Origin of the sequence: Nonomuraea candida, assembly GCF_000725485.1 — a bacterium.
GTDB lineage: Bacteria > Actinomycetota > Actinomycetes > Streptosporangiales > Streptosporangiaceae > Nonomuraea > Nonomuraea candida.
On sequence record NZ_JOAG01000018.1, the window covers coordinates 116,025 to 138,779 of the forward strand.

23 protein-coding genes are annotated in these 22,755 nt (G+C 71.3%); 12 read left to right on the forward strand and 11 right to left on the reverse strand.

The window, feature by feature from the left end:
- Nucleotides 1-35: 35 nt before the first annotated feature.
- Nucleotides 36-1,697 carry an RNA polymerase sigma factor gene (locus IO39_RS18725; protein ID WP_043624494.1) on the reverse strand — a complete coding sequence of 554 codons (1,662 nt, stop codon included), beginning with the start codon at nucleotides 1,695-1,697 and terminating at the stop codon, nucleotides 36-38.
- A gap of 290 nt (nucleotides 1,698-1,987) precedes the next feature.
- Between IO39_RS18725 and IO39_RS18730 the strand changes: the two genes are divergently transcribed.
- Genes IO39_RS18730 through IO39_RS18750 form a run of 5 tightly spaced genes read left to right on the forward strand, consistent with a single transcriptional unit; the run spans nucleotide 1,988 to nucleotide 5,917 of the window.
- Nucleotides 1,988-3,049, forward strand: a complete 1,062-nt coding sequence (locus IO39_RS18730) for an ABC transporter ATP-binding protein (RefSeq protein ID WP_043624496.1) — start codon at nucleotides 1,988-1,990, stop codon at nucleotides 3,047-3,049.
- Nucleotides 3,042-3,722, forward strand: a complete 681-nt coding sequence (locus tag IO39_RS18735) for an ABC transporter permease (RefSeq protein ID WP_043624499.1) — start codon at nucleotides 3,042-3,044, stop codon at nucleotides 3,720-3,722. Before IO39_RS18730 ends, IO39_RS18735 begins: the two co-directional genes overlap by 8 nt.
- Nucleotides 3,719-4,411, forward strand: a complete 693-nt coding sequence (locus IO39_RS18740; protein WP_043624502.1) for an ABC transporter permease — start codon at nucleotides 3,719-3,721, stop codon at nucleotides 4,409-4,411. Before IO39_RS18735 ends, IO39_RS18740 begins: the two co-directional genes overlap by 4 nt.
- Before the next feature lie 38 nt (nucleotides 4,412-4,449).
- A complete protein-coding gene (locus tag IO39_RS18745; RefSeq protein WP_043624505.1) occupies nucleotides 4,450-5,382 on the forward strand; it encodes an ABC transporter substrate-binding protein in 933 nt (310 codons plus the stop codon).
- A gap of 46 nt (nucleotides 5,383-5,428) precedes the next feature.
- Complete coding sequence (locus tag IO39_RS18750; protein ID WP_157548553.1) at nucleotides 5,429-5,917, forward strand: flavin reductase family protein; 489 nt, start codon at nucleotides 5,429-5,431, stop codon at nucleotides 5,915-5,917.
- 101 nt (nucleotides 5,918-6,018) lie between these two features.
- Here IO39_RS18750 and sppA read toward each other — a convergent pair whose 3' ends face one another.
- Nucleotides 6,019-7,716, reverse strand: coding sequence for a signal peptide peptidase SppA (gene sppA / locus IO39_RS18755; RefSeq protein ID WP_043624507.1), 1,698 nt, complete (start codon nucleotides 7,714-7,716; stop codon nucleotides 6,019-6,021).
- 86 nt (nucleotides 7,717-7,802) lie between these two features.
- Nucleotides 7,803-8,816: an NAD(P)-dependent alcohol dehydrogenase gene (locus IO39_RS18760; RefSeq protein WP_043624509.1), complete on the reverse strand. Its 1,014-nt coding sequence runs from the start codon at nucleotides 8,814-8,816 to the stop codon at nucleotides 7,803-7,805.
- 159 nt (nucleotides 8,817-8,975) lie between these two features.
- On the opposite strand from IO39_RS18760, the gene IO39_RS18765 reads away from it, so the two are divergent.
- Nucleotides 8,976-9,731, forward strand: a complete 756-nt coding sequence (locus tag IO39_RS18765) for a DUF2306 domain-containing protein (RefSeq protein ID WP_043624512.1) — start codon at nucleotides 8,976-8,978, stop codon at nucleotides 9,729-9,731.
- Here the strand turns inward: IO39_RS18765 and IO39_RS18770 are convergent.
- From IO39_RS18770 to IO39_RS56050, 4 genes are all read right to left on the reverse strand, one after another.
- Nucleotides 9,621-10,298, reverse strand: a complete 678-nt coding sequence (locus tag IO39_RS18770) for a response regulator (protein WP_043624515.1) — start codon at nucleotides 10,296-10,298, stop codon at nucleotides 9,621-9,623. The genes IO39_RS18765 and IO39_RS18770 overlap by 111 nt on opposite strands.
- Nucleotides 10,299-10,376: 78 nt before the next feature.
- Nucleotides 10,377-11,528 carry a sensor histidine kinase gene (locus IO39_RS18775; protein WP_043624518.1) on the reverse strand — a complete coding sequence of 384 codons (1,152 nt, stop codon included), beginning with the start codon at nucleotides 11,526-11,528 and terminating at the stop codon, nucleotides 10,377-10,379.
- 113 nt (nucleotides 11,529-11,641) lie between these two features.
- Entirely contained in the window at nucleotides 11,642-11,854 is a 213-nt protein-coding gene (locus IO39_RS18780) for a hypothetical protein (protein ID WP_157548556.1), read from the reverse strand.
- The gene (locus IO39_RS56050) at nucleotides 11,851-12,207 is read right to left on the reverse strand and encodes a hypothetical protein (RefSeq protein WP_043624524.1); all 357 of its coding nucleotides are present in this window, start codon (nucleotides 12,205-12,207) and stop codon (nucleotides 11,851-11,853) included. Before IO39_RS56050 ends, IO39_RS18780 begins: the two co-directional genes overlap by 4 nt.
- 210 nt (nucleotides 12,208-12,417) lie before the next feature.
- On the opposite strand from IO39_RS56050, the gene IO39_RS56055 reads away from it, so the two are divergent.
- Together IO39_RS56055 and IO39_RS18795 are read left to right on the forward strand one after the other, a co-directional pair.
- Entirely contained in the window at nucleotides 12,418-13,239 is an 822-nt protein-coding gene (locus IO39_RS56055) for a DUF5753 domain-containing protein (protein WP_052423059.1), read from the forward strand.
- Nucleotides 13,239-13,457, forward strand: coding sequence for a DUF397 domain-containing protein (locus tag IO39_RS18795; RefSeq protein ID WP_043624527.1), 219 nt, complete (start codon nucleotides 13,239-13,241; stop codon nucleotides 13,455-13,457). Before IO39_RS56055 ends, IO39_RS18795 begins: the two co-directional genes overlap by 1 nt.
- Before the next feature lie 126 nt (nucleotides 13,458-13,583).
- On the opposite strand, the gene IO39_RS18800 is transcribed toward IO39_RS18795, so the two are convergent.
- Complete coding sequence (locus IO39_RS18800) at nucleotides 13,584-13,991, reverse strand: RidA family protein (protein ID WP_043624529.1); 408 nt, start codon at nucleotides 13,989-13,991, stop codon at nucleotides 13,584-13,586.
- A 146-nt stretch (nucleotides 13,992-14,137) separates the two neighbouring features.
- On the opposite strand from IO39_RS18800, the gene IO39_RS18805 reads away from it, so the two are divergent.
- The 4 genes from IO39_RS18805 to IO39_RS18815 all read left to right on the forward strand — a co-directional run bounded on the left by IO39_RS18805 (nucleotide 14,138) and on the right by IO39_RS18815 (nucleotide 16,606).
- Nucleotides 14,138-14,743 (forward strand): TetR/AcrR family transcriptional regulator, encoded by a 606-nt coding sequence (locus IO39_RS18805; protein ID WP_043624531.1) that lies wholly within the window; start codon nucleotides 14,138-14,140, stop codon nucleotides 14,741-14,743.
- Between the two features lie 230 nt (nucleotides 14,744-14,973).
- The gene (locus IO39_RS56770) at nucleotides 14,974-15,321 is read left to right on the forward strand and encodes a hypothetical protein (RefSeq protein ID WP_052423060.1); all 348 of its coding nucleotides are present in this window, start codon (nucleotides 14,974-14,976) and stop codon (nucleotides 15,319-15,321) included.
- A gap of 32 nt (nucleotides 15,322-15,353) precedes the next feature.
- Nucleotides 15,354-15,491, forward strand: coding sequence for a hypothetical protein (locus IO39_RS54520; protein ID WP_157548562.1), 138 nt, complete (start codon nucleotides 15,354-15,356; stop codon nucleotides 15,489-15,491).
- 26 nt (nucleotides 15,492-15,517) lie between these two features.
- Nucleotides 15,518-16,606: a methyltransferase domain-containing protein gene (locus tag IO39_RS18815; RefSeq protein ID WP_052423070.1), complete on the forward strand. Its 1,089-nt coding sequence runs from the start codon at nucleotides 15,518-15,520 to the stop codon at nucleotides 16,604-16,606.
- A 3-nt stretch (nucleotides 16,607-16,609) separates the two neighbouring features.
- Here the strand turns inward: IO39_RS18815 and IO39_RS18820 are convergent, their stop codons facing one another.
- The 3 genes from IO39_RS18820 to glgB all read right to left on the reverse strand — a co-directional run bounded on the left by IO39_RS18820 (nucleotide 16,610) and on the right by glgB (nucleotide 22,742).
- Nucleotides 16,610-18,025 carry a S8 family peptidase gene (locus tag IO39_RS18820; RefSeq protein ID WP_052423061.1) on the reverse strand — a complete coding sequence of 472 codons (1,416 nt, stop codon included), beginning with the start codon at nucleotides 18,023-18,025 and terminating at the stop codon, nucleotides 16,610-16,612.
- Nucleotides 18,026-18,227: 202 nt separating this feature from the next.
- The gene (locus IO39_RS50755; protein WP_052423062.1) at nucleotides 18,228-20,258 is read right to left on the reverse strand and encodes a S8 family peptidase; all 2,031 of its coding nucleotides are present in this window, start codon (nucleotides 20,256-20,258) and stop codon (nucleotides 18,228-18,230) included.
- Nucleotides 20,259-20,516: 258 nt separating this feature from the next.
- Nucleotides 20,517-22,742 carry a 1,4-alpha-glucan branching protein GlgB gene (gene glgB / locus IO39_RS18830; protein ID WP_245642052.1) on the reverse strand — a complete coding sequence of 742 codons (2,226 nt, stop codon included), beginning with the start codon at nucleotides 22,740-22,742 and terminating at the stop codon, nucleotides 20,517-20,519.
- Between the last annotated feature and the right edge of the window lie 13 nt (nucleotides 22,743-22,755).

Consider the following 22,755-nt stretch of genomic DNA (forward strand, 5'->3'; position numbering starts at 1 on the left):
GGCGCCCGAACCGAGACGGGTCCGCCGGAAGGGGGTCACGGGTCCACGAAGATCGGCATGGAGAAGAACACGATCATCGCGATCGCCACGCAGAGCAGGAACCCGGCCACCTCCCAGACCCAGTCGTGGTGGCGGTCCTTGCGGCGCTTGGTCTTCTTCGGAGGGCGCGCGGACTCGGGGCGGCGCTTGGGAGCGGGACGGGCCCGCACCGGCCGCGGCGCCAGCACTGAGGACGCGGCAGAGCCGGCCACCCTGTCCCGGAACCCGTCGCCGGCCTCGCCCTTCCGCGCCTCCTTCGGGCCCTTGCGCGGCTCCGGCCGGTCCCGGTGTGACTCCTTCGGGTTCTCGCGTCGCTCGGGGAGCCGGTAGACGGGCTCGGCGGCCGGCTTCTCGCGCGGCTGGAACAGCGGGGCCGCCGGAGCGCGAACCGGCTCCTCCGCCCGCGACGGCCGCCGCGACCCGGCCCCCGCCTCCCGCCGCGGCTCAGACCGGATCTCGGGCCGGGTCTCCCGGAGGAACTCCTCCGGGGCCGGCTGGGGATCGAGTGGCGGCAGGCGCCGCCCGTCCCCTCCCTCCGCCGCCCGCCCCGGCGGGGGGAGGGGACGGGCGGGCCCCTTGTGGACGAGCACGTCACCCGTCATGTACGGATCGGGCGCGTCCTTCGGCAGGATCACGTCGCCCGTCGCGAACGGCTCGGCCGCCGTCGGCTCCGGCGCCGCCATGAAGAACGGCCGCTCCCGGGGCGCCTCCCCCAGCGGGTCACGGAGCGGCACTCCCGGATCGCGGAGCGGCACGCGCGGATCGCGGAGCGGCAGGCCAGGGTCGCGAGCCGGCAGGCCGGACTGCCAGGCAGGTCGCGCCGCGTCGTGCAGCGGCAGGCCCGGGTCCAGGATGTCGCGGGGCGGCGGCATCCCGTCGCGCAGCTTCGGCATCGGGGCCGTGGTCGCCTCGTGCTCGGCCACCCGGCCGGACGAGGGCGGCGTCAGCAGCTCGGTGGGGAAGATGACGGTGCTGGTCGCCGGATCGGCCTCGGCCAGCGGCTGCGGCCACACCGGCGGGCTGGGCCAGCGCGGCTTGACGAACAGCGGCGCGGGCGCGGCCGTACGGGAGCCGGCGAAGTGGATGCGCAGCGCCCCGGGCGGCTGCGGCCACGGCAGCCGGCCGAGGACGTCACGCAGCGGCGCCACCCCCAGCGCGCCGTAGACGTCGGCCACCGGCTTGGGCACGCGGATGCCGGTCGAGGCCAGCGCCGCCCCCAGCGACTGCCTGAACCGGTGCCCCGCCCCCACCGCCAGCTCCTCCGCGGTGTCGGGCGCGACGTCGAGCACCCACGCCAGCTCGGCCTTGCTCAGCCCGCACACGGCGCACAGCACCAGCACCTCGCGCTGGTGGGGCCGCAGCTCGCGCAGGGAGCGCTCGACGAGCGCGGTGGCGGGGTCGATGAGCGGATCGACGGCGGGCGGCGCGTAGACGACGTCGCGCCGGTGGATCTCGCGGCGGGCGAAGGCGTAGAGCGCGGCGCGCGGCGGCGCGGTGGCCGCCGGGACGCCGCCGAGCACGGCCACCAGCACGTCGGACGCCGAGCCGAGGTCGCCGAGCTGGTCGGCGCAGTACGCGAACAACCCGGCGGCGTGGAGGTCGTAGAGCTCTGCGATCAGTTCGGCGCGCTGGCGCTGATCGGTGAGCGGCTGAGACACGGGCCGATCCTCTTGCTGGGTGCGGACGCTGAGGGGTGAGGGGCGCGTCAGGAGTTCGTGGGCTGATGCGTCAGGAATTGTGAGGGTAATCATGCCAACACCGCGTGGTCCGGCGCACTACCAGATCCAGATTTGGTGTGAATCTCCCTGGTCAAGTGAAGCGTTTAAGGGATGCCCGAGGGGACAAAGGGGTTTCTGCCGCCGTAGTCTGTGGGGTCAAGAGAGATCATGCGGTGGTCGTGGCAGGGGGCTGCGGCCCTGCCACCGAAGCCCGAAGCGAGAGATCGCGCGTGATCACATTCGAGTCTGTCACCAAACGTTATCCGGACGGGACCGTCGCCGTTGACCGCCTCAGCCTCGAGGCGCCCACCGGCGAGATCACCGTGCTCGTGGGGCCGTCCGGCTGCGGGAAGACGACCTCCCTGCGGATGATCAACCGGATGATCGACGCCACGGAGGGCCGCATCCTGCTCGACGGCGAGCCGGTGCAGGGCATCGACCCGCCGACGCTGCGGCGCGGCATCGGATACGTCATCCAGCAGGCCGGGCTCTTCCCCCACAGAAAGATCGTCGACAACGTCGCGACCGTCCCCTACCTGCTCGGCTGGGACCGCAAGAAGGCCCGGGGCAGGGCGATGGAGCTGCTGGAGCGCGTCGGGCTGGACCCGGCGCTGGCCCGGCGCTACCCCTTCCAGCTCTCGGGCGGGCAGCAGCAGCGGGTGGGCGTGGCCAGGGCGCTGGCCGCCGACCCGCCCGTGCTGCTGATGGACGAGCCGTTCAGCGCCGTCGACCCCATCGTGCGCACCAACCTCCAGGACGAGCTGCTGCGGCTGCAGAGCGAGCTGAACAAGACGATCGTGTTCGTCACCCACGACATCGACGAGGCCATCAAGCTCGGCGACCGCGTCGCGGTGCTGCGCGTGGGCGGCACGCTGGCCCAGGTCGCCGACCCCAAGACGCTGCTGTCGGAGCCGGCCGACGACTTCGTGCGCGAGTTCCTCGGGCACGACCGGGGCATCAGGCGGCTGCAGTTCGTCTCCACGGAGGCGCTGCGGCTGCGCACTGACCTGACCGTGCCCGAGGGCGGCGCCGGGGGCGCGTCCGGCGAGCCGTGGCTGCTGGTCGTGACCGGCGACGGCCGGCCCGTGGGCTGGCGCTCGGGGGAGCGGCCGGGCGAGCTGGAGCCGTACGGGACGTTCGTGCACGGGCGCGACAGCATGCGCACGGCCCTCGACGCGGCGCTGTTGTCGCCGTCGGGCTGCGCGGTGGCCGTGGACGAGGAGGGCAGGGTCGTCGGCGTGGCCACCAGGCGGGCACTGGACGAGGCGCTGGCGGAGGCGGCAGATGGGTGATGGTCCCCCCTCCATCTGGGAGTGGATCGGGCGCAACTGGGACACCGGCCGGGTCGACAGCATCAAGAGCCTGCTCACCGACCACCTCACCATGTCGTTCGTGCCCATCCTGCTCGCGCTGCTCGTGGCGCTGCCGCTGGGCCTGGCCTGCGTGCGCTGGCGCTGGCTCTACCAGCCCACCTCGGGCCTGATGAACGTCGTCTACGCGCTCCCGTCGCTGCCGGTCTTCATGCTGCTGATCTCGGTGACCGGGCTGTCGCAGGCCACGGTGATCATCCCGCTGACCTTCTACGGCATGGCGGTGCTGATCCCGGCCGTGGTGGACGGGCTGAACTCGGTGCCCGACCACGTGCGCCAGTCGGCCGTGGCGATGGGCTTCACCCCGCTGCGCCGGCTGCTGCTGGTGGAGCTGCCGATCGCGGCGCCGGTGGTGCTGGCCGGGCTGCGGGTCGTGGCGGTCTCCAGCATCAGCCTGGTCAGCGTGGGCGCGCTGATCGGGCAGGGCGGGCTCGGCGGGCTGTTCACCCGGGCCTACCAGAACCCGTTCCTGCCCCCGGTGATCGTCGGCATCGTGCTCATCGTGGCGCTGGCGCTGATCGCCGACGGCCTGCTGGTCCTGGCGCAGCGGCTGCTCACCCCCTGGGTGCGGGCGCGGAAGGGGGCGGCGGCGTGAACTGGCTGCTGTCGTTCTTCGGCTGGCTCGGGGAGTTCTTCGGCGACGCGGACAACTGGACGGGCTCCGGCGGCATCCCCGCGCGGCTGCTGGAGCACCTGCAGTTCTCGGCGCTGGCGCTGGTGCTGGCCATGCTGATCGCCGTGCCGCTGGGCCTGCTCATCGGGCACACCGGCCGGGGAGAGGTGATCGTCGTCGTGTCGGCGAACCTGGCCAGGGCGCTGCCCACGCTGGGGCTGCTGGTGATGTTCGTGCTGCTGCTCGGCGCGTCCTCGATCTGGCCGGTGATCATTCCGCTGGTGCTGCTGTCGGTGCCGCCGATCCTGGTCAACACCTTCGAGGGGATCAGAGGGGTCGATCCCGAGCTGCGCGACGCGGCGTACGGGATGGGGCTGCGCGGCGGCCAGGTGCTCGGCCGGGTGCTGGTGCCGGTGGCGCTGCCGCTGATCCTGCTCGGCTGCCGCCTGTCGGCCATCCAGGTCGTGGCCACCACCACGGTCGCCGCCTACACCGGGCTGGGCGGTCTGGGGCGATATGTCATAGACGGTTACGCGACCAAGGATTACGCGAGCGTTGTCGGGGGTTCAGTACTGATTGTGCTGTTCGCGCTCGTGGTGCAGGTCCTGTTCGCCCTCCTCCAGAGGGTGACGGTCTCTCCGGGAGTGAGCCGGCGACTGAAGGTCCGATAATCTCCTGTATTACCTCCCGGTTAGAAGGGAAAAGCGACATGAGACGCACGTACGGCATCACGGGGGTGCTGCTCTCGGCGATGCTCGCACTGGCCGCCTGTGGCGGCGGCGGTGGGAGCACCGGGGGCAACCCGCTCGACACCACGAGCGCCGCCCCCACCGGCTCGGCCTCCGGAGCGGCGGGCGGCAAGGCCGTCATCGGCTCCTTCGACTTCGACGAGAGCGTGCTGCTCGCCTCGATCTACGCCCAGGCGCTGGAGGCCAAGGGCGTGCAGGTGGAGGAGAAGCCGCGCATCGGCAGCCGCGAGGCCGTCTATGACCAGGTCAAGAGCGGCGGCCTGACCATCGTGCCGGAGTACAACGGCAACCTGCTGGCCTTCATCGACAAGACGGCCACCGCCGCGACCACCGAGGAGGTCAACGCGGCGCTGAAGGAGAAGCTGCCGGCCGAGCTGGAGGTGCTCGACTCCTCGCCCGCCGAGGACAAGGACACCCTGTCCATCACCAAGGACACCCAGGCCAAGCAGTCGCTGAACACCATGGAGGACCTGGCGAAGGTCTCCAAGGACATGGTCGTCGGCGGGCCGCCGGAGTTCAAGAGCCGCTGGGAGGCGCGCTTCAAGGAGGTCTACGGCCTGGAGTTCAAGGAGTGGAAGCCCACCGGGCCGACCACGTCCGACGCGATCAAGGAAGGCTCGATCCAGGTCGGCAACGTCTTCTCCACCGACCCCAAGATGACGGCCAACAACCTGGTGCCCCTCCAGGACACCAAGAACATCTTCCCCGCCCAGAACGTCACCCCGCTGCTGCACAAGGCCTCCGCCACCGAGCCGATCAGGACGACCCTGAACGGCATCTCGGCGAAGCTGACGACCGAGTCCCTCCTGCAGATGATGCAGAAGATCTCCGTCAACAAGGACGAGCCCGCGACCGTGGCCAAGGAATGGCTGACCACCAACGGCCTCGGCTGAGCCCGCGACCGCCGCACCGGGCCCTCTCGCCGGAGGGGGCCCTGCGGTGAGCGAGCTGTTCACGGAGGCGATGGCGCAGCTCGCGGCCGGGGTGGCGGTCGTGACCACCCGGGACGGGCGCGACGACCTGGGCGTCACGGTGTCGGCGCTGATGTCCGTCTCCCTGGAGCCCCCGCTGGTGCTGGTCAGCCTGGCCAGCGGCGGCTACCTCGCCGAGGTGCTGCTCCGCCGCGACCGCTGGGCGGCCTCCCTGCTGTCGTCGGGGCAGGCGGCCATCGCCAGCCGCTTCGCCACCCCGGGCCGGCCCAGCGCCCGCCACCTGGTGGCCGGCGCGCCGCACCACCGCGGGCCGCACACCGAGGCGCTGGTCGTCGAGGGCGGCGTGGCCGCGATCGAGGCCGAGACCACCCAGGTGGTCCCGGCCGGGGATCACACGCTCTTCATCGCCGCCGTCCTGGCCGTCGACTACGTCGACTCCGCCCGGCAGCCCCTGGTACGCCTGCGGGGCCGCTACCGCTCGACCGCGACCTCCTGACCGGCGGCCTGACGGTGCCGTTCTGACGGTGTTGTTCTGACGGTGTTGTTCTGACGGTGTTGTTCTGACGATGGCGTCCTTACCGGTGGCGTTTGTCCGCGCTAGCGGATCACGTACCAGGAGGGCAGGATCAGCGGGCCGGCGGCGGGCAGGCCCAGCTCGGCCGACAGGCGGGCGAGCGGCCCCCACGCGTCCAGGCGGACCCTGGCCAGGGCCGCCGACTTGTCCTCGCTCGACTCGGGGCCGCGCAGGCGTTCGAGCGGGTTGAGCCGCGGATAGCTGCGCACCGGCGCGTCGTCCGCCAGCCCCGCCCGCTTCCTGGCCAGGGCCAGCGCGTCCTCCAGGCCGCCCAGCTCGTCCACCAGCCCGCTCGCGTGGGCGTCGGCGCCGGTCCAGACCCGGCCGCGGGCCAGCTCGTGGGCGCGCTCGCGGGTCAGGTCGCGGCTCTTGGCCACCTTGCCCACGAAGTCGTCGTAGATGCGGTCGAGCCAGGCGTTCACCCGCTCCCACTGCTCGGGGGAGAAGCCGCGGGAGGTGGAGAACATGCCGGCGTTGGCGCCCTGCGCCACCATCTCCGTGTTGACGCCGATCTTCTCCATCAGCTCGGCGAGGACGGCCTTGCCGCCGTACACGCCGATCGAGCCCGTCAGCGTGCCCGGCTGGGCCACGATCACGTCGGCGGCCATCGAGACGAAGTAGCCGCCGGAGGCCGCCACGTCGCCCATCGAGACGATCACCGGCTTGACCTTGCGCGTCAGCGTCACCTCGCGCCAGACCGTGTCGCTGGCCACGTAGGAGCCGCCGGGGCTGTCCACGCGGAACACCACGGCCTTGACGTGATCGTCGCGCCGGGCGGCGCGCAGCGCGGCGCTGATCGTGTCGGAGCCCATCGCGCCGCCCCCGCCGAGCGGGCTGCGGCCGCTGCGGCCCGACCTGATCATCCCGATGCCGTGGACCAGCGCGATCCCGTCGGCCGCCGGCTGCGGCAGCTTGCGCACGGCCGCGCCCTTGGCGTAGCGGGCGACGTACAGCAGGTGCGCCTCCTCGCCCGCGGCGCGCTTGACCTCGTCGTAGACCTCGTCGCGGTAGGCCAGCCCGTCGACCAGGCCCGCCTCCAGCGCCTCGGGGCCGGTGAACGGCCCGCGGTCGATCAGCTCGCGCACCTTGCCCGGGTCGAGGCGGCGGCCGTCGGCGATGCCGGCCGAGATCGTCTCGGTGACCGACTCCACGATGCGGGACATGGACTCGCGGTGCGGGTCGGTCATGTGGTCCTGGGTGAACATGTTGGCCGCGGTCTTGTACTCGTGGCGCTGGCCCAGCTCGTAGCCGACGCCCAGCTTGCCCAGCGCGCCCTTGACGAACCGCTGCTCCATCGCCACGCCCGTCAGCCCGACGTCGCCGCTGGGCTGCAGGTAGACCCGCTCGAAGGCGGTGGCCAGGTAGTAGGGCACGGTGCCGCCGCTGAACTCGCCGAACGTCTCGGCGAAAGCCACGGTCAGCTTGCCCGAGGCCCGGAAGTGGATCACCGCCTGGCGCAGCTCCTGCACCATGCCCAGCCCCAGCGGCTGGCCGCCGACCTTCACGATCAGCGCCTTGACCCGGGAGTCCTGCCGCGCCCGCTTGAGCCCGGACAGCACGTCGGCCAGGCGCGACTTGCGCATGGACAGCACCGCGGCGAGCGGGTCCGCCGGCGGGCCCTCGGTAAGCCCCTCTGTGAGATCGAGCTCCAGGACCAGCGGGGCCGTACGCCGCTGGCGGAACTTGTCGACGGTATCGAAGATCGCCTTGCCTGCGTCCATAGAAGCCACCCTAAGCGACACAATTCGAAATGAGCTCGGCATCGAGGAGCTGTACGCGTGAGGCGGCCGGCGTTCGCCGGTGGTCGTCAGAGGGTGACCACGACCTTGCCGGGGGCGTGGCCCTCCTCCTGATACCTGACCGCGGCCGGCAGCTCCTCGAACGGATAGACGCGGTCGATGACCGGGCGGACCCGGCCGGCCTCGATGAGCGCCGACAGCTCCAGGAGGTTGCGCCGGGTCTCCTTGCTGCCCACCACCTCGGCCACGACCGCCTTCTGCGAGGTGAACAGCGACCTCAGGACCGCCGTGAAGACGATGCCGGCCGGCTGCACCCACCGTCCCGCCGCGCCGCCCACCATCACGCAGACGCCCTTGCGGGTGAGCACCTTGCGGCACTCGCCGAACGAGCGGCGGCCGGCGTTGTAGACGATCACGTCGTACGGCTCCCCGCCGTCCCTGACGAAGTCCTGCTCGCGGTAGTCGATGACCTCGTCCGCGCCCAGCGAGCGCACCAGGTCCACGTTCCCCGTGCTGCACACCCCGGTGACGTGCGCCCCGTACGCCTTGGCGAGCTGCACCGCGAACGTCCCCACGCCGCCGGAGGCGCCGTTGACCAGCACCCGCTGCCCCGGCCCGACCCTGCCCCGGTCGCGCACGGCGAGCAGGGCCGTGCCGGCCGCCAGCGGCACCGCCGCCGCCTCCTCGAACGACAGGCTCGCGGGCTTCGGCGCCAGCTCGCTCACCGGCACGCAGGCGTACTCGCCGAACCCGCCGCCGTTCGGCGGCATCCCGTAGACGAGATCGCCCGGCCCGAACTCCGTCACGCCCGGGCCGGCCTCCGCGACCTCCCCGGCCACGTCCGCGCCGAGGATCGAGATCGCCGGCCCGCGCAGCGCCGGGCCGCCGGGCATCAGCCGGGCGATGTACGGCTCGCCGCGCATGTAGTGCCAGTCCCAGGGCTGGACGGAGGTGGCGCGCACCCGCACCAGCACCTCGCCGGGACCGGGGGACGGCCGGTCCACCTGCCTGAGCTCCAGGGCGTCGGGGGAGCCGTACGCGTGCAGGACGAACGCCTTCATCTTCGTCGCCGTCAGGTTCATCGCCTTCTCCTTCGTGTGCGTCGATGGCCCTCAGTGTGAGAGGGCGCGAAGGGCGGCGTAACAGCCGAAAGTACGACGACTCCGCTGGCCGATCGGCTCGGTTCGGCCGGGCCCGGCGGCCGATGAAGGGAGAGGGGCCCTGCCCGCACCATCGGGGACATGCGGACCACTTCCCTGGCCGGCCGGCTCATCCCCGCCGGGCTGATCACTCTGAGCTTCGTCCCCCTGCTCGCGGGCGCCGTCCGCCTGACCGAGTTCGCGGGCGGCGTGGCCGACGACCGGCACACCGCCTCGGCGCTCCCCCTGACGGTGCACATCGTCACCGTCACCCTCTACAGCCTGGCCGGGGCGTTCCAGTTCGCGCCCGGGTTCCGGCGGCGCCGGCCCCGATGGCACCGCGCGGCCGGGCGGGCGCTGGTCGGGGCCGGCATGGTGGCGGCGCTGTCGGGGGTGTGGCTGACCCTGTTCTCCGTCCTGCCGCCCGGGGACGCGGGGTTGCCGGCCGTGTTCCGGGTGGTGTTCGGGACGGGCATGTTCGCCTCCCTCGCCCTCGGCCTGGCCGCCGCCCGCCGCCGCGACCTCCGCCGGCACCGCGCCTGGATGATGCGGGCGTACGCGGTCGGGCTCGGGGCGGGGACGCAGGCGTTCACCCAGGGGGCGTGGATCGCGGCCGCCGGCCCGCCGGACGACCTCACCCGGGCCTGGCTCCTCGGGGCGGCCTGGCTGATCAACCTGGCGGTGGCCGAACGGCTTATTCGCCGCCGCCCCCGTGCCCCGCGCCGCTCCCGGGTTCGGAGGCGACGGTCAGAGCCTGACGCGGCGGGTCTCGTACGCCCACATGGCGATCTCGACCCTGTTGCGGACCCCGAGCTTGGTCATCAGGCTCGCGACGTGACTCTTCACCGTGCTCAGTGAGATGTGCAGCTCGGCGGCGATCTCGCTGTTCGTGCGGCCGCGCGCCACCGTCAGCAGGATCTGCTCCTCCCGGTCCGTGAGCGCCTCGATCGGCTGCGCCCCCGGCCGCGCCGGGCCCGTGCCGGCGAACGCGGACAGCAGGCGGGCGGTGATGCTCGGAGCGATCAGCGCGTCACCGCGCGCGGCGGCGTGCATCGCCTGGGCGAGCAGCGCCGGGCCCGCGTCCTTGAGCAGGAACCCGCGCGCGCCCGCCCGGAGCGCGGCGTAGACGTACTCGTCCAGGTCGAACGTGGTGATGACGACGACCGCGATCGGGTCGGCCACGTCGGGCCCCGCCAGGCGGGCGGTCGCCTCGATGCCGTCGCAGCGGGGCATCCGGATGTCGAACAGGCACACGTCGGGACGCAGCCGGCGCGCCAGCTCCACCGCCCGCAGACCGTCGCCCGCCTCGGCCACCACCTCGATGCCGGGCTGCGCGTCGAGGATCATGCGCAACCCGGTGCGGGCGATCTCCTGGTCATCGGCGACGATGACCCGGATCGGCTCATCGGCGGCTTCAACGGTCATGCCGCGACTCTCCGAAGTCATGTCGGCGGCCTTCGCGGTCGTGTCGTGGCTCCTGGGGTCATGTCACGGCTCCCGTGGTCATGTCGCGGCCCCCGTCCGGGGCAGCACGGCGGTCACGGTCCAGCCGCGGCCGGGGTTGGGGCCGGCCTCGCAGGTGCCGCCGAGCAGGTCGGCCCGTTCGATCATGCCGAGCAGCCCGTACCCGTGCGGCACCACCGGACGGCCCGCGGTGCTGTCACCGTCGTCGCTCACCCGCAGCCGCACGGCGGTGTCGTCGGCCGCCACGCGGACCTCGATCCTGGTGGCGTGCCGGGCGTGCCGCCGGGCGTTGGTCACCGACTCCTGGGCGATGCGGTAGACGGCGGCCCCCACCGAGGCCGGGACACCGTCGAGATCGCCGTCGATCAGCACCTCCACCGCCGGCCCCACCCGCGACCGGCCGGCGAGCCGCTCAAGGTCGGCGAGGTGCGGGTTCGGGGCCAGCTCCGGCGGCTCGGACTCCTCGCCCCGGCGCAGGACGCGCACCATCGTGCGCATCTCGGCGAGCGTACGGGACGCCTCGGCCTCGATCACGCGCAGCGCGTCCACGGCGGCGTCCGGGTTGGCGGCGGCGGTCGCGATGCCCGCCTGGGCCCTGATCGCCATCGCCGAGACGTGGTGGGCGACGGTGTCGTGCAGGTCGCGGGCGAGCTGCTCCCGTTCGAGCAGCTTGACCTGGTCGAGCTCGCGCATCCTGGCCCTGGCCCGGTACCGGAACGCGCCGCCCAGCGCGATCGCCGCCAGCACGACGGCGAACGCCCCGACGACGTCACCGGGCAGCACGAGATGCCCCGCCCCGGCCGAGGCCAGGATCGCGGCGGCGATGAGCCCGGCCCCGGCGGCGACCTCACGCCCCGACCCCCACCGGGACAGCGCGTACAGCAGGATCAGCAGGTAGGCCATCGTGCCCAGCTCGGCCGGGTCGGCGCCGGTGACGAGCTGGATCAGGCCGGCGACGACGACGGGGACGGCGAGGGCGAGCAGCGGTCTCGTACGACGCCATAACAGCGTGGGCGTCATCACCAGCGCGACGATCACCGACAGCGGCCGCCACTGCAGGTCCGTACGCAGGACGCCTTCCAGCACGATGGCCGGGACGAGCACCCCGACGACCACCCAGTCACGCCACACCCGGCGAGGGGGACGGGGCGGCCGGGGCTCGTCCCACACCGACCGAAGAAGGCCCTGCACGCCGCCATCGTACGAGAGCAGACCCTTCCCGGCCGAGCCCCCGGCACCCCGGATCCTGACCGGAAGCACCACTCGAACCCGATGCGCCAGAACGCGGAACAGAGCCGGCGAGGTCAGGCGGCGCGGGCCGGACGCCTGAGCCGACGCGTTTGTTGCTCGCGGCGGAGTTCCTGCGCCAAATTGCCGTGCAATTCATCCAGGGTGGCGCCACAGCGGACGTTGGACAGCCCGGAACCGTGGGGCACCAGGATGACGCGGTACGCGATGTAACCGCCACCGGCGCCCGCCATGATCTCCCAGCCGGGAAATCGGTCGTCTGCCGTCACGACACCCGCCAACCGCGTATGAGGCCGTGAATGTGAATGGCCGCTTCCTCATGCGAGCCGATCGAGAAGGTGACGTCCTCGGCATGGCCGATCGTAGGCCGCACGACGTAGGCGCGTTCCCCGGCGACCTCCAGGACCAGGATCTGCGCCCGCAGGTCGCCCTGCTCTCCTCGCACCTCCAGCGTGGGAGGCTCGTGGTGAAGGTGGGCGGGATTTCCCGGTCGCATATTCAGGCGGATTACTTTGATGATGGTGGCGGAGACGTTCAGCGACGAAAGGGCGATGTGGAGCCGGTTCAGGGCGTTCGTGTCCTGCTCTTCGCGGCGGGCTGGGAGGTATTCTCTGGCTGGCACTTTTCTTTTCCTCTGTTGACGTCCGGTGCGGGTAGGGATGTCCAGATTTGTCAGACGGGAACTTCCGAAGACTTTCTCGTTGGGTATTTCAAGCGTGCTCGTGCCGGGCTATTTTCTGTACGGAACTGCGGTAACACCCTCACGCAATCCTGCGGTGGCCGTGTTGTGGCCGTTCGCAACTCCTGTTTTCTCGCGCCGAACGGAGGCGACATGTCGACGGAGACGGTGACCCAGCCGGAAGAGCCCCCGGAATTGGTGTTCGGGCGCGAGCTTCGCCGGCTGCGTCTGGCCCGGGGCTGGACGCTCGACGTGCTCGGGGCCAGGGTCGGATACTCGGGGACGATGGTCGGGTACTTCGAGCTCGCGAAGCGTCCCGTACCGGAGGCGTTCGTCGCGACCGCCGAAGAGGCTTTGGGGCTCCAGGGGGAGCTGGCAGTGCTCTGGAAAGAGATCAACCCGAAGCACACGCCGAAGTGGTTCAGGCAGTGGCCGAAGATCGAGAAGGCGGCCCTGGCCATCCGGACGTGGGAGCCTCTTGTGATGCCTGGCCTGCTGCAGACCGAGGCGTACGCCCGCTCGCTGCTGAGCGCCGAGCCCGGCGCGACGGCCGAGCAGGTGGAGGAGATGGTGCGGGCGAGGTTGGAGAGGCAGTCCCTCTTCGAGGGAGCGACGCCGCCGATGTATGCGGCGGTCATCGACGAAGGGGTTCTGCGCCGGCCGATCGGCGGCGGCAAGGTGATGCGCGAGCAGCTCGAACGGCTGCTGGTCCTGGCGGCTCATCCGAAGTTCGTCATCCAGGTCGTCCCTGTCGGCGTGGGGGCGACTCCTGGCCTGCTCGGCGGCTTCGCCATCGCACAGCTTCCGCATGGGCATGACACGGCTTACCTGGAGTCAGCTTCACATGGTCAGGTGACCGATCGTGTGGAGGAGGTGCGGGCAATTAGCCTGAGATTTGACGCTATCCGGGCATGGGCTCATCCCCGGCACATCACCGAGGGCATCATTCGTGAGACGGCAGAGAGGTACGGGTAATGAGTGACGAGCTGGCGGACGAACTGGCCCGGGCCGATTGGCGCAAGGCCGCGAAGTCCGGCTCGAACGGCGGCAACTGTCTTGAGGTGGCCCGGCTTTCCGGGGGGCGGGTGGGGATCCGTGATTCGGAGGCGCCGGAGCGGGCGCCGTTCGTGGTCCGGGACGCTGTGTGGGAGGCGTTCGTCGACGGCGTGAAGAAGGGCGAGTTCGACTTCTGACGCCTCGCCCTTCGATCTCGGCCTTCAACGATCAGCCGGAAGGCCGGCAGGGACCTGGTGGTGACGGTTGCCGAAGGGGCGCCGTCGGCCGCTGGGCCTGGCCCTGGCCGGAAGCGTTCGCCTCTGTCAGTCGAGGACGGCCGTGGCCTCGACCTCGACCAGGAGGTCGGGTTCGCCGAGGGCCGCGACGCCCAGCAGGGTGATCGGCTTGACCGGGTCGATCCCGAGCTTGGCCGCCGCCCGCGAGACGCCCTCGCCCAGCAGGGGCATCTTGTCCGGCGTCCAGTCCACTACGTAGACGGTCAGCTTGGCCACGTCGTCGAAGGAGCCGCCCGCCGCGGCCAGGGCGGTGGCGATGTTGAGGTACGCCTGCTCCACCTGGGCGGCCAGGTCCCCCTCGCCGACCGGCCGGCCCTCGGCGTCGCGGGCCACCTGGCCGGCCAGGAACACCAGCCTCGATCCGGTGGCGACCGACATCTGGCGGTAGACGTCGGGTTTCGGCAGCCCGTCGGGGTTGATCAGCGTCACGGTCATGTCGGCTCCTCGCATCTCGAATCAGGTCGTACGTAGCAGCACGCGCGTACGGCACGCGCGTACGGCACGCGCGTACGGCACGCACGTACGGAAGCGCGTTGTGGCGCTTCACCAGAACATAGCAGCGTTATGTATTGTGGGGTGTCATGGTGAGGAGGAAGGACCCGGCGGTCCGGTCCCTGCTGATCGAGCGGGCCGCGCAGATGCTGGCCGCCCGGCAGCCGGTCACGCTCCGCTCGCTGGTGGCCGGGACCGGGATGTCCACCATGGCCGTCTACACCTACTTCGGCGGCATGGACGGCCTGTGGACGGCCATGCGGCAGGAGGGCTTCACCCGTCTGGCCGCCCGCCTCGCCACGGTCGAGACGACCGACGACCCGGTGCGCGACCTGGCCGCCCTCGGCGCCGCGTACCTGTCCAACGCCCTGGCCGTCCCCGACCTCTACCGGGTCATGTTCGACGCCGGGTTCGAGCTGGAGGACGCGGCGGCGGCGGACGACACGCTGCACCACCTCGTACGTACTGCCGAGCGGGCCAAGACCGCCGGCCGCTTCCGCGACGACGTGGACCCGCTGGAGCTGGCCACCCAGAGCTGGACCGTCGGGCACGGCCTGGCCTCGCTGGTCGCCACCGGCCCCCTGCCTCCGCAGGCGCTGGCGCACGGCGTGCCGCTGCTGACCGCGCTGTTCGTCGGCGCGGGCGACGACCCCGTACGCTGCCGCCGGTCCGTCGAGCTCGGCTGGGCGCTCTGAACGCCGGCGGCGCCTTTCGCCCTGCGCTTCTTCTCCCGCCACCTGGCCTGATCTCCACCCGTGCCGCCCGGCCGGTGGGCTGATCTTCGTCCAGCGGCCGGGCGTGAGAGAGGGGCTGAATCGGGGAGGGGAGGCTCCAACGAGTCATTCTCATTATCGAGAGTGATAACGCGTGGGTGTGAGCACTTCGAAAGAGCGCTGGGCCGAGCTGGCGATTGCGGATGATCGGAATGCTGGCTCTCGTCGGACCGGAGAACTTCGACCCCCCGATGCCGGGCCTGCACACCGAGGCGGGGGTCCGGGCCGTCCTCGGCTTCCTCGGCTTCCTCGGCTTCACCGCCTTCGTCCCGGCCGCGATCGGCACCCTGGCGGTGACGTCGGAGCACCGGCACCGGACGATCACCTTCACCTTCCTGTACGCGCCGGACCGCTGGCGGGTGCCGGCCGCCCCTATAAATGCCGCTATTTCACTCTATGGGAAATGGGTAATGGCATCCTCTGGAGGAATAGCCATCAGGGAGCGCGGGCTCGTTTTTCTCACTGACACGTTCTATAGAGAGCGGGAAACCCGGGGCTAATATCGCCTTGGAAGTGCGCGGAAAGGAGCGTCATGGGCGGCAAGGAAAAGGAAGACAAGGGTGGCAAGCCCGTGCCGAAACACGCGGGCGGGCAGAAGAAGGACGTGCCGTTCGAGCCCAAGCAGCCGAGCGGCCCGGAGAAGAACGGCAAGGGCGGCGGCAGGCACTAGTGGATCCGGAAAGGCTCAACGTTGCGATGGCCGACGCCCTGGCCGCCGGCGGGGAGTTGACGGATGAGGCATGGCGGGCGGCCCTGCTCGCCGTGCCTCGACACCTTTTCGTGCCGTGCACGGCCTGGGCCGACCCGGATGACGCTCCCGGCTATCTGATCGACCGGGAGAACGACCCGGACACCTGGCTCAAGGCCGCGTACGCCGACCACGCGATCATCACGCAGTTTGACGACGGCGCCACGAAGATCACCGAAGGGCCGGGGCGCTATACCTCGTCCCTGTCGGCTCCGGGAGTCGTGGTGGACTTCCTCGAACTGCTCGACGCCGACTCGCACGACCGGGTGCTCGAGATCGGCACCGGGCCGGGATGGACGGCCGGCCTGCTGTCGCACCGGGTCGGTGCAGAAGGCGTGACCAGCGTGGAGATCGACCAGGAGGTGCACGCGACCGCCGTCGCCAACCTCGCGTCGGCCGGCCGCCGGCCGTACCTGGTACTGGGCGATGGTGTACGAGGGTGGCCGGGAAATGCTCCCTACGATCGGGTGCACGTCACTTGCGGCGTACGTGAGGTCCCCTATGAATGGGTGCGTCAGACCCGGGCCGGCGGGGTGATCGCGCTGCCGTGGATGCCTCGTTACGAGCCCGGATATCAGCTTCGACTGTCCGTTTCCTCCGATGGCGCGGCCTCGGGAAACTTCACGGGCTTCGCCGGATACATGCTGCTGAGAAGCCAGCGCGCCGCTTCCCCGCCGACGTTCGACGGCGAGTTCCGCTACAGGTCTGCGGAAATCGCTCCTGTGACGATATTCGCCGCCGGTTATGGGGCGGACGTGGCCGTCGCCGGAATGATCCCCGACCTGGCGGTGAGCGTGGACAGGGAAGACGACTACCAGGCGTGGTTGTGGGCCGGCGACTCCAAGGCTTATGTGTCGGGCTCGCAGGTGGCGGAGGCCGGGGCCCGTGGCCTGTGGGGGGAGGTGGAGAGGGCTTTCCTGCGGTGGGTGGGGTGGGGGAGCCCGGAGCTGAGCCGGTTCGGGCTGTGCGTGATGCCTGGGGGGCAGTACGTGTGGGTGGATTCTCGGGACAATCCTGTCCGGATGCCGGGGCGGTGATGGTCACACCCCGGGGTTGGCAGGGGTCTGGGTGGTGGTGATGGCGGCTTCCATGTTGATCCTGGAGGTCATCGCCGGGGCGCCCGACGAGTCGTACTGCACCTGGGCGCCGGTCGTCTGCAGTTGTTGCAGGCTCTGCGCGACCGTGAAGTTCGGGTACGCCTGGCGCAGCAGCGCGAACGCGCCCGCCACGTGTGGCGCGGCCATCGAGGTGCCGTTCTTGACGCCCCACGTGTCGTCCGGGACCGCCGAGGTGACGTCCACGCCGGGCGCGAACAGGTCGAGCAGCTTGCCGCGGTTGCTGAACGGGGCCACGGCGTCGGCGTCGTTCGTGGCGCCGACGGCGATGGCCGTGGAGATGCAGGCGGGGGAGGCGACGGCGTTCGGCAGGCCGCTGTTGCCCGCGGCGACCACCGGGGCCACCCCGAGGGCGGCCAGCGCGTCGAACTCGGGCTTGACGGCGGCGGCGGACGGGTCGCCGTCGCACGCCTCGGTGAAGCCGCGGGCGGTGCCCAGGCTCATGTTCACCGCCGCGATGTTGTGCGTCCTGACGACGCGCGTCACGTACTCCAGCGCCAGCTTCTGGTCGGAGGTGTAGCTGCGGAAGCAGGGCGCCTGCGCGCCGCCGATGGCGCAGGTCAGCGCGCTGTTGACGCGGGTGAACACCTGGATGGGCAGGATGCGGGCTTCGGGAGCGACGCCGCTGGCCGGCGCCCCCTGGGTCGTCCGGCCGACGGAGATGCCCGCCACGTGCGTGCCGTGGTTGCAGGCGTTGACGCGCGCGTTGGCGTTGGCGTTGGCGTTCTCGACGATGCACTGTGCCGTCTCGACGTCGGCCGCGCCGGGGCCGGTCTGGCTGGGCTGGCCGTTCGGGCAGAGCGAGACGGTGCCGTCGCTGGCGCTGGAGGAGGAGAAGCACGCCTCGTCGGCGATGCGGCCGGCGAAGAACGGGTGGTCGCGGTCGATGCCCGTGTCGAGCACGGCGACGGTGGTGCCCGTGCCGGTCCAGCCGGCGGCGTTGGCCTGGACGGAGCGGATCGTGCGGGTGGTGCTGTCGAGGAAGGGCATGCTCAGCTCGTCCTTGTAGACGGACTGGACGCGCGGGTCCTGCTTGAGCTTGGCCAGCGTCGCGTTGTCGACCTCGGCGACGAAGAAGCTGTTCGACTTGGCCGACTCCAGGACGCGGCTGCTCTCGGAGGCCTGTTCGAGGTCGCTGGCCACGGCCTCCACGCTCTGGCCGGGCTTGATCTGGATGATGGAGCGTACCTTGCTCTTCGCCCGGATCTCGGAGACCAGCGCGGGGCTGATGATCGGGTTGCCGGTGTCGGTGGTGTCGGCCTGGAGCGCCGGACCGGCGCAGAGCACGGCGGTGGTCAGGGCCAGCGTCGTCGCGCCGGCCAGCAGGGACCGTAGCCTCACGTCTTCCTCCCGGAGCTGGAGCCGTGAAGCCGTCCGGCTCCCGGCTGCTGTACAGCCGGTTATCTCCCCGCGTGTGACAACTGTGATGTCGGTGACGTATGCAACTCAAGACAGCGTTGGGGGCGTTTTTGCTTTTAAGTGACGCAAGCGAAAGGCCGGTCGCAAGTGATCGGCCTTTTCGAGGTCTAGTTCCGATATCTGGTTACTTGACGGTCTTAAGGAGATTTTTCGTGGCTTTCTTCAGCGCCGCCGCGGACGGCTTGCTGGAGAGCCGGACCTTCTCGGCCGCGTTCAGCGCCGTGGTGCCGTTCGTGCCGTGCGCCCAGTTCAGCCAGGCCGTCAGCAGCGCCGCGTCCAGGCGGGCCTTGCCGGTCTTGCCGCTCTTCAGCACGCGGTACGCCTTGCCCAGTGACGACGCCTTCGTCAGCTCCGGGAACACCTTGCTCGACTTGCTGATCAGCTTCAGGTAGCAGGTGAGCGTGGCGTCGGGGATCGAGCCGCTGCTGCGGTGGATCTCCACGGTCCACGTCTTGGCCGCCAGCTTCTTGGCGGTCGTGCCGCGCTTGCAGAGCGCGCCCTGCGTCGCCGCGGTGTGCGTCACGGTCACCGTGACCGTCACGGTCGGCAGCGGGACCGGGCTGGTGGACGGCGCCGGCGCGGGGTCCGGGGCGGGGTCCGCGGGCGGGCTCTCGGGCTCGGGGCTGGGGCCGCTGCTGTCGCGCGGGTCGGGCTGCTGCGGGTCGTCGGACGTCCACGGGTCCGGGCTCTGCGGCACCGGCTCCTGTACGGCCGCCCCGGCCAGGGCCGCCGCCAGGTCCAGGCGCGGCGTGGTGACCTGCGTGCCGCCGAGGTCGTACACGTACGGCCGGCCGGCGGCCTTCAGCTTGTCGATCAGCTCGGCCATCGGCGTGGTCGGGCCGGCCGCCTTCATCAGCGCCAGCGCGCCCGCCACGTGCGGGGTCGCCATCGAGGTGCCGCTGTAGACGGCCTGGGCGTTGTCCGGCACGGCCGAGTCGATGTCCACGCCCGGCGCGTACAGGTCCACCATCGACCCGACGTTGGAGAAGTCCGCGATGCGGTCGGAGTTGTCGTTCGCGCCGACGGCCACCGCGCTGGAGACGCAGGCCGGGTGCGACACGCCCGCGTACGACTCGTTGCCCGCCGCCACCACGGTCGCGACGCCCTTGGCCAGCAGCGCGTCGATCTGCTGCTTGAAGGCCGCGCCTTCCGGGGTGCCGTCGCAGGACGACTCGTACAGGTAGCCGCCCAGGCTCAGGTTGACCGCGGCCACGGGCTGACTCAGGCCCGCCACGTAGTTCATGGCCTGCAGCAGCGACGACTCGTACGCCAGCAGGCACGCCGCCGCCCCGCACAGGTCCTCGTCGTTGACCCGGCTGAACACCTGCACCGCGACGATCCCCGCGCCCGGCGCCACGCCGCCGGTGCCGGCCGCGATGCCCGCGACGTGGGAGCCGTGGTCGCACAGGTTCATGCCGTCGAGCAGGCACCGCTCCCAGGTGGCGTCGGCGGCGTTGCCGTCGGTCTGGGAGGTCTGGCCGTTGGGGCAGAGGGACTCGACGCCGGCCTCCGTGGCGGAGAAGCACGCCTGGGCCACGATCCGGCCGGCGAACCACGGGTGGTCGGGGTCGATGCCGGTGTCGAGCACGGCCACGACCTGGCCCGCGCCATTCCCGCTCTTGGCGCGCGCCTGGTCGGCGCCGATGAGGGCGAGGTTCGGGGTGATCTCCGACGGTGTGTACGTGCGGTCCCGGCGGATGGCCGAGACCCGCGGGTCCTCGGCGAGCTTGGCCAGCTCCTCCGCGGTGCCCTCGACGACCATGAACGACTGGCTCTGCGGCCGCAGCACCACGTCCACGCTCTCGGCCGCCGCCTCGGTCGCCACGGGGGCGTTCTCGGCCGGGTTCGTCAGCTCGACGATGGCGCGTTCGGTGCCGCCGTCGACGCCTAAGCCGTCCTCGACCTTGTCCTCGGGCCGCTGGGGCTCCCCGGAGGTGGGCTGCTCGGACGGTGATTGCCCGGGTTGCGGCTGCTCGGACGGTGATTGCTCGGACGGCGGTGGCTCTGTCGGCTGCTGCTCCGGGGGCGGTGGCTCTGTCGGCGTCTGCGCCACGCCCGGGGTGGGGGCGGGCGCCGGGGTCTCCGCGTGGGCGGGACCCGACAGCGGCAGCAGGGCCAGCGCGATCGTGCTGACGATCAGGGGGCGGAATCGCACGCGTCCTCCGAAGGGGATGATCTCGGAGTTTAGGGCGATTTGCCCGACACGCACAGGTCTGCACGGCGTTTCTCACCGAACTTTCAGCGGCCGCACCCCGGCCATTCAGCCCGCCCCGGCCCCCGGCCGGCCCGTTCGACCGGGCCGGCCGGTGCGCTCATCGGGCCCCGCTCATCAGGCCGGGCTCACCGAGCCGGGCTTATCAGGGCCCGCTCATCGGGCCCCGCTCGCCAGGTCGGGCTCAGCGGGCCCCGCGCATCAGGCTCCGGTCACCCGGCCCCGGTCAACCGGCTTCGGCAGGGCGGTCTCGGCCGGGCGGTCCTGTTCCGGGGCGCGGTCGCCCTCGTGCGTGAGCCAGACCGCGCCGAGCGGCGGCACCCGCAGCGTCGTCGAGTACGGCAGCCCGTGCCACGGCTCGTCCCCGGCCTCGACCGCCCCCATGTTGCCCACGCCGCTGCCCCAGTAGTCGTAGGCGTCGGTGTTGACCGCCTCCGTCCACCGGCCCGCGTACGGCAGCCCGAGCCGGTAGTTCTCGTGCGGCCCGCCGCTGAAGTTCACCACGCACGCCACCGCGGACCCGTCGTTGGCGTAACGCACGAACGAGAACGTGTTGCCCGAGGCGTCGTCGGCGTCGATCCACCGGAACCCCTCGGGCCGCGAGTCCTGCTCCCACAGGGCGGGGGTCTCGCGGTAGAGCCGGTTGAGGTCGCGTACCAGCCGCTGCACGCCCTGGTGGCCGTCGAACTCCAGCACCCACCAGTCCAGCCCGCGCTCCTCCGACCACTCGGAGCCCTGGCCGAACTCGCCGCCCATGAACAGCAGCTGCTTGCCCGGATGCGCCCACATGAACGCCAGCAGCGCCCGCAGCTGCGCGAAGCGCTGCCATTCGTCGCCCGGCATCTTGCCCAGCAGCGAGCCCTTGCCGTGTACGACCTCGTCGTGGGACAGCGGCAGCACGTAGTTCTCGGAGTAGGCGTACAGCAGCGAGAACGTCATCTGATGGTGGTGGTACTGGCGGAAGACCGGCTCGTGCCGCAGGTATTCGAGCGTGTCGTGCATCCACCCCATGTTCCACTTGAAGCCGAAGCCCAGCCCGCCCAGGTGCACCGGCCGCGAGACCCCCGGCCAGGCCGTCGACTCCTCGGCCACGGTCGAGATGCCGGGCGCCTCCCGGTAGCAGACCATGTTCATCTCTTTGAGGAACTCGACGGCGTCGAGGTTCTCCCGGCCGCCGTAGACGTTGGGCGTCCACTCGCCCTCGCGCCGCGAGTAGTCGAGGTAGAGCATCGAGGCCACGGCGTCCACCCGCAGGCCGTCGATGTGGAACTCCTTCAGCCAGAACAGCGCGTTGGCGACCAGGAAGTTGCGCACCTCCCTGCGGCCGAAGTCGAAGACGTACGTGCCCCAGTCGGGGTGCTCGCCCCTGGCCGGGTCGGCGTGCTCGTACAGCGGCGTGCCGTCGAAGCGGGCCAGCGCCCAGTCGTCCATCGGGAAGTGGGCCGGCACCCAGTCGAGCAGCACGCCGATGCCGCGCTGGTGCAGGCGGTCCACGAAGTGGCGGAACTCGTCGGGCGTGCCGAACCTGGCCGTCGGCGCGTAGTAGGAGGTCACCTGGTAGCCCCACGACCCGCCGAACGGGTGCTCGGCCACGGGCAGCAGCTCGACGTGGGTGAAGCCCAGGTCGGCGACGTACTCGGAGAGCTGCTCGGCCAGCTCCACGTATGACAGGCCGGGCCGCCACGAGCCCAGGTGCACCTCGTAGACGCTCATCGGCCCGGTCTGCGCCTGCCGCTCGCGCCGCTCGACCATCCAGGCGTCGTCCTGCCAGGAGTAGTCGGACTTGTCGATCACCGAGGCCGTCATCGGCGGCACCTCGGTGCGCCTGGCCATGGGGTCGGCCTTGTCGCGCCACACCCCGTCGGCGCCCAGCACCTGGTACTTGTAGCGCTGGCCCGCCCCCAGGCCCGGCACGAACAGCTCCCACACCCCCGAGCGGCCCAGCGACCGCATCGGGTAGGCGGTGCCGTCCCAGTGGTTGAAGTCGCCGACGACCCTGATGCCGCGCGCGTTGGGCGCCCAGACGGCGAACGCCGTGCCCTGGACGTCCTCGTGCTCCATCACGCGCGCCCCGAGCGCCTCCCACAGCCGCTCGTGCCGGCCCTCGCCGATCAGGTGCAGGTCCACCTCCCCGAGCGTGGGCCAGTGCCGGTACGGGTCACGCACCTCGTACGGCTCCGCCCCGGCGTACTTCACGCTCAGCGTGTAGCCAGGCACCTTGTCCAGGCCCGGCACCGTCACCTCGAAGACCCCGTGGGCCACGTGTTTCATGTCGTGGGCAGAGCCGTCCTCCAGCACCACCCGCACCTTCTCCGCCAGCGGGCGCAGCGTGCGGAACACCACCCCGCCCGTCACGGGGTGTGCTCCCAGCACGGAATGCGGATCGTGGTGCGCACCGCCCGCCAGGCGGTCGAGCTCTGTCCTCATCGGCATGCTCCCA

Coding starts and splice junctions, on each gene's coding strand:
- IO39_RS18735 (WP_043624499.1), top strand. CDS start 3,042: ATGGGTGATGGTCCCCCCTCCATCTGGGAGTGGATCGGGCGCAACTGG.
- IO39_RS18745 (WP_043624505.1), top strand. CDS start 4,450: ATGAGACGCACGTACGGCATCACGGGGGTGCTGCTCTCGGCGATGCTC.
- sppA (WP_043624507.1), bottom strand. CDS start 7,716: ATGGACGCAGGCAAGGCGATCTTCGATACCGTCGACAAGTTCCGCCAG.
- IO39_RS18760 (WP_043624509.1), bottom strand. CDS start 8,816: ATGAACCTGACGGCGACGAAGATGAAGGCGTTCGTCCTGCACGCGTAC.
- IO39_RS18765 (WP_043624512.1), top strand. CDS start 8,976: ATGCGGACCACTTCCCTGGCCGGCCGGCTCATCCCCGCCGGGCTGATC.
- IO39_RS18770 (WP_043624515.1), bottom strand. CDS start 10,298: ATGACCGTTGAAGCCGCCGATGAGCCGATCCGGGTCATCGTCGCCGAT.
- IO39_RS56055 (WP_052423059.1), top strand. CDS start 12,418: ATGTCGACGGAGACGGTGACCCAGCCGGAAGAGCCCCCGGAATTGGTG.
- IO39_RS18795 (WP_043624527.1), top strand. CDS start 13,239: ATGAGTGACGAGCTGGCGGACGAACTGGCCCGGGCCGATTGGCGCAAG.
- IO39_RS18800 (WP_043624529.1), bottom strand. CDS start 13,991: ATGACCGTGACGCTGATCAACCCCGACGGGCTGCCGAAACCCGACGTC.
- IO39_RS18805 (WP_043624531.1), top strand. CDS start 14,138: ATGGTGAGGAGGAAGGACCCGGCGGTCCGGTCCCTGCTGATCGAGCGG.
- IO39_RS56770 (WP_052423060.1), top strand. CDS start 14,974: ATGCTGGCTCTCGTCGGACCGGAGAACTTCGACCCCCCGATGCCGGGC.
- IO39_RS54520 (WP_157548562.1), top strand. CDS start 15,354: ATGGGCGGCAAGGAAAAGGAAGACAAGGGTGGCAAGCCCGTGCCGAAA.
- IO39_RS18815 (WP_052423070.1), top strand. CDS start 15,518: ATGGCCGACGCCCTGGCCGCCGGCGGGGAGTTGACGGATGAGGCATGG.
- glgB (WP_245642052.1), bottom strand. CDS start 22,742: ATGAGGACAGAGCTCGACCGCCTGGCGGGCGGTGCGCACCACGATCCG.